Origin of the sequence: Imperialibacter sp., from assembly GCF_040222815.1 — a bacterium.
GTDB lineage: Bacteria > Bacteroidota > Bacteroidia > Cytophagales > Cyclobacteriaceae > Imperialibacter.
In genome coordinates, this window is sequence record NZ_JAVKCH010000045.1 from 1 (window position 1) to 4,004 (window position 4,004).

General features: G+C 52.3%; 1 protein-coding gene. It reads left to right on the top strand.

Annotated elements, in window-relative coordinates:
• Positions 1 to 4,004 (top strand): non-ribosomal peptide synthetase (locus RIF36_RS22910; protein WP_350149655.1); only part of this gene is annotated, 4,004 nt, incomplete at both ends.

The window sequence follows — 4,004 nt, forward strand, 5'->3', positions numbered from 1 at the left end:
GGATCGTATCAGCTACATGGTTAATGACAGCGGGGTATCGTGTGTGGTTAGCAGTGTGGCATTGTCTGATCGCTTGGCGGGCTCTTGCCAGGTAATCGAGGTAGATGGATCGGACCGGGACTTAATAGATGCATGCAGCACCGAAGCGGTTTCAAGTGGGGTTTCCAGCTCGAATCTGGCCTATGTGATTTACACTTCCGGCTCCACCGGGCGACCCAAGGGGGTGATGGTGGAGCATAGAAATGTGGTCAGGCTATTAGTTAACGAACACCCACTATTTGATTTTGGAGCAAATGATGTCTGGTCGCTGTTTCACTCTTTTTGCTTCGATTTCTCCGTTTGGGAAATGTATGGAGCGCTCTGTTTTGGAGGAAAATTGGTCCTTATCCCAAACTCGATAGCAAAAGATGCAGTGGCCTTTGCGAAACTTGTTAATAGTGAGAAAGTTACAGTATTAAACCAGACTCCTTCTGCATTTGACTTATTTCAAGAATCTTTTTTGGATTTAGGTTTTGATAGTCGGATCAGATACATAATTTTTGGTGGCGAAGCGTTAAATCCCAACAAATTGTCGCGTTGGAAAAGGCAGTTTAGGGATTGCGCTTTGATAAACATGTATGGTATTACTGAGACCACTGTGCATGTAACATTCAGGGAAATCTCTTCGAGTGATATTACCTCGGGTATTAGCGTTATAGGCAGACCGATTCCGACTTTAAATGCCTATATTTTAGATAGCAGCGGGGGTTTGTGTCCGGTGGGTGTGGCTGGTGAGCTTTACATCGGTGGCAGTGGTGTGGCCCGGGGTTATCTGCACCGAGCTGATCTGACTCAGGAACGATTTATTGCCAGTCCTTTTGTGGAAGGGGACCGTCTTTACCGGACCGGTGATCTGGGTCGGTGGCTGCCGGATGGCAATATTGAGTACGTGGGTCGTATGGACGACCAGGTGAAGGTGCGGGGATACCGCATCGAGCTGGGTGAGGTTGAGAGCGTGCTTCAAACGGCACCGGGTGTCAGCCAGGGGGTGGTCGTAGCACGTTCTGATGACAGCGGGCACAAGCGGTTGATCGGCTACTATGTGGGTGTCGGTGTTTTGCGAGAGCAGGTGCAGGCACACCTTGCCAGCCAGCTTCCTGACTACATGGTGCCGGGGGTATTGGTGGAGCTGGACTCACTTCCTTTGACGCCGAACGGCAAGGTGGATCGTCAGGGGTTACCTGATCCGGACTTTGAGAGCCTGGTGAGCAGGGGGTATGTGGCACCTGAGACGGAAACCGAGCAGGTACTGGCCGGTATTTGGGCTGAGCTGCTCGGTCTTGACCGGGTGGGCATCCATGACAACTTCTTTGAACTGGGGGGGGATTCAATCATTACCATCCAGGTGGTAAGCCGGGCCAAGCGGCAGGGTTACTATTTGACGCCGCGTGACCTATTTTCAAGCCAGACGGTGGCAAAGTTATCGGAGTTGGTGACACTGGCAGGTGATCAGTCGGAGGTTGGCGAACAGGGGATTTTATCAGGCAGCAGCGGATTGCTGCCGATCCAGGATTGGTATTTTTCCGATGTATGGGAAGGGATATCGCATTTTAACCAGGCGGTTTTATTGACCCTCTCGCGCAAGGTGAGCTTTGAAGCGTTGAGTCTTTGTATGCAGCGGCTGGTTTACCAGCATGATGCGCTTCGTTTTGTATATCAACAGGACTCTTCGGGAACGTTCACCCAGCATTATGGCGAGGAAGTATCACGCCGTCTGTTAAGCTACCATGATCTTTCTGGGAGTGCAGATGCCAATTTGTCGGAGACACTGAGCAAGCAGGCGAGTATTTTGCAGGGGAGCCTGGATATTTATTCGGGGGATTTGGTGCGGGCGGGCTATTTTCAGATGCCGTCCGCTGAGACGGACAACCGGCTACTTATCGTGGTACATCACCTTGCAGTAGACGGGGTGTCATGGCGTGTACTTCTGGAAGATTTGCAGGTGCTCATCGATCAGCATGAATCAGGTTTGTCGCTGGATCTTGGCAGCAAGGGCTATTCCTACCGTCAGTGGTATGAGTGGCTTTCCGTTTATGGCGGCAGCACCCGAGTGTTGAGTCAGCTTGGTTACTGGGAGCGCAGCGTAGAGGGCAGTGGTCGTCTCTTGACAGACCGTTCCCATGAAGGTAGTGTGCTTTTATCGCAGACGGGTAGTGTCCGTTCAGAGCTAGGCCTGCCGGAGACGGATTTGCTTTTGCATCAGTGTAGTCGTGTTTACCAGACCGAGATCAACGACATCTTATTGTGCGCCTTGCGAGAGAGTTTGGGTAGTATTTTGGAAGGTGGGGATCTATTAGTGGGCTTGGAAGGGCACGGTCGTGAGGTGCTCGACAGCGGTGCGGACCTAAGTCGCACGGTGGGATGGTTTACCAGTCTTTACCCGGTTCTACTGAGAGGGGACTGGCCGGTGGGGGATACAGGTGCCTCGCTGAAAAGTATCAAGGAGCAGCTTCGTCAGGTACCTGACAAGGGGCTTGGCTATGGAGTATTGAAGTATGTGCAGGGGGCGGAGTCGCTTACTGGCGCAGACCCATGGGAAGTGGTTTTCAACTACCTGGGCCAGTTTGACAACCTGGTGGAGCGGTCTGGTCACCTTAGAGGTACGCCTTCAGGGGAAGATGCGGGCCATAGCATAGAGGGTTCTTACCGTATTCGCTACAAGCTTTCGGTGACAGCTGTTGTGCGAGACCAGCGTCTGGTGTTGGACTGGAATTACAGCACACAGCATTTTGAGCGTTCGACGATCGAGCGGCTCAGCGATTTATATACCAGTAGCCTTCAAAAGCTGATTAGCCACTGTGTGCAGCAGGTCACTGCTGTGCGTACGCCCTCGGACTATGGGCTGGGGGCTGAGATCAGCTATCAGGAACTGGACAGGTATTTTTCTGTGCGCCTGGCAGATGGGCGCTTGCGAGGACAAGTAGTGGAAGACATCTACCGTCTGAGCGGGTTGCAGGAGGGGATGCTGTTTCACGGGCTGTACGAGCATGATCATTCCTCTTATATCGAGCAGGTCAGCTGCCGCTTGCGGGGAGTGGACAAGAATGTTTTTATCCGTAGCTGGGAGTTAGTCATTAAGCGGCACAGCATTTTACGGAGCAGTTTTGAGCCTGGGTTCTTTGATATTCCTGTGCAGTGTGTGTATGCGGACGTTGTGCTGCCTTTGTATGAGGCAGACTATCGTGGCTTGGATGCTACGGCCCAGTCAGCCGCGATCCGCACTTATGCAGAGCAGGACCGCCGGAGTGGATTTTCCTTTGATGAAGTACCGCTGCTACGGCTAAGCCTCTTGCAGACGGGGTATAAGGAGTACCGGATGATCTGGACCTATCATCACCTGTTGTTAGACGGCTGGTCTACACCACTGCTGGTGGAAGAACTGCTGGAAGAGTATGAGCAACTGTTGTCAGGTACATCCGGGGGTGATGTGGTGGTTGACGAATATGGGGACTACATCCGCTATATAGAAGGGAGAAAGGAGGCGGGGGTCAGCCAGTCATATTGGCGGGAATACTTGTCTGGATTGGAAACAGGGAGCTTATTGCCTTTTATTGGGCCGAGTGCTCTTCGGACCAAGGGGGTCGGGGAATATAAAGAGTTGAGCCTTCGGCTAGATGCTTATGAGTCTGGGCAGGTAGAGTCCTATGGACAGAAACACCGCCTGACAGTGAACACGATCATGCAGGGTGTATGGGCGTACCTGCTGCATAGCTATACGGGTCAGAGGGATGTGGTTTACGGGGTAACCGTATCCGGCCGTCCGGACGATCTAGCCGGTGTGGAGCGTCGTATCGGGATGTATATCAACACGTTGCCGTTGCATGGGTATATCGATCCTACGATGGGGATTGTTGACTGGCTGACAGGGATACAGGCATCACAGCTTGCTAGTCATGAGCATCAGTACAGCTCGTTGAGCGATATCCAACAGTGGACAGGTATCAAAGGTGATCTTTTTGATAGCT